This is a genomic window from Dolichospermum circinale AWQC131C, from assembly GCF_000426905.1.
In the GTDB taxonomy this organism is placed as follows: Bacteria; Cyanobacteriota; Cyanobacteriia; order Cyanobacteriales; family Nostocaceae; genus Dolichospermum; species Dolichospermum circinale.
The window spans coordinates 1-670 of record NZ_APIY01000462.1; the positions used below are offsets into that span (position 1 = coordinate 1).

Annotated in this window: 2 protein-coding genes; both read right to left on the reverse strand. The window is 39.7% G+C overall.

Translation table 11 applies throughout. The annotated features are described in order from the left end of the window. Nucleotides 1-527: cyanophycinase (locus ACIR131C_RS0100925; RefSeq protein WP_028088714.1), on the reverse strand; the 527-nt coding region annotated here is incomplete at its 3' end. After that, nucleotides 460-670 (reverse strand): hypothetical protein (locus ACIR131C_RS26460; RefSeq protein ID WP_231395363.1); only part of this gene is annotated, 211 nt, incomplete at its 5' end. The genes ACIR131C_RS26460 and ACIR131C_RS0100925, both read right to left, overlap by 68 nt.

Sequence of the window (670 nt, forward strand, 5' to 3'; positions counted from 1 at the left end):
CAAGAATCATAAACATATTCACTTTGAATCATTGCGCCGGCACTTGTACCACCAATAGCACCACCTTGATCATAAACCGACTTGATAGCCACTTCTAATTTAGTATTTTTCCAGTGACGAATATATTCGCATTGATCACCTCCAGCAAAGAAAATTACCCCAGCATTTCTGACCTTATCAAAAATATCCGTTCTGTTCGCTTCTTGGCGGTTACGAATGATGAGAGTTTCTACATATTTGACACCTTTCATGGAATAAATTAACTGATTGTAATCATCCTTACCAGCAGCCCGAATCACTAAAACATTAACTTTAATATCGCTGTTACTACCCCCCCTGACTTGATTAATCATCCATTGAATGGCATCATCAACATCAGTACCACCACCACCTAAGTTATGAACAGGACCGGCTAGTTTAGGTAATTGATAAATAGGTTCAGGGGGAGGAGTTTGGTGATCAGCAATGATATCCTTGAGGAACTGCTTTAACTCTACTGTCAGACGGCGGATAATTTGGTTTACCACCCTCAACAAGCTGTTTTTTGCATTCTGCAAATGCCATAGGATTTTTGGGAATGCTTTTGTCATATTCAAATCTTGTCAAGCAAACAGCAATCATTTCTAACTCTCGCATTTGAGGAGCTAAATTCCCAGCGTACAGGGTTTGT